This window comes from Tabrizicola thermarum (genome assembly GCF_003574395.1).
In the GTDB taxonomy this organism is placed as follows: domain Bacteria; phylum Pseudomonadota; class Alphaproteobacteria; order Rhodobacterales; family Rhodobacteraceae; genus Tabrizicola; species Tabrizicola thermarum.
Window position 1 is genome coordinate 1 of sequence record NZ_QMJY01000034.1, and the last position, 374, is coordinate 374.

At 61.8% G+C, this 374-nt stretch carries 1 pseudogene; it reads right to left on the reverse strand.

From position 1 onward, the window contains the following. Positions 1-46: 46 nt before the first annotated feature. Positions 47-271, reverse strand: a pseudogene (locus tag D5084_RS18995) (hypothetical protein); the annotation flags it as partial. Between the last annotated feature and the right edge of the window lie 103 nt (positions 272-374).

Sequence of the window (374 nt, forward strand, 5' to 3'; positions counted from 1 at the left end):
CGTTTCGACATGTCCTGATCTCCTCGTGTTTGGAGACCAGCAGACTTCAGATCGTAGCTTCCGTCACTGTACGATTTTCGGGGGGTAGCTCATAAGCGACGGCGGCGGCGGTCGCGCCGGTGTTCATGAAGAGCCTGGGCGACAGGAACTGTGTCGCGGCGGGCAGGTCGGCGGTGATCTACTGCTCGAAGACCGCACCGGAGACCTCGTCGACCACCCGCACCCAGACGGATGACCCATTCGGCGGGGTGGCGATGAACAGGGTCACCATCTTCGGCCCGCTTCTGGCCGTCATCTACCTTGGCCGCCACTACCTTGCCTTCCGCGACAGCGCCAGGATCGAGACGATCAGCCAGCACTTCGATTTTCTGGTC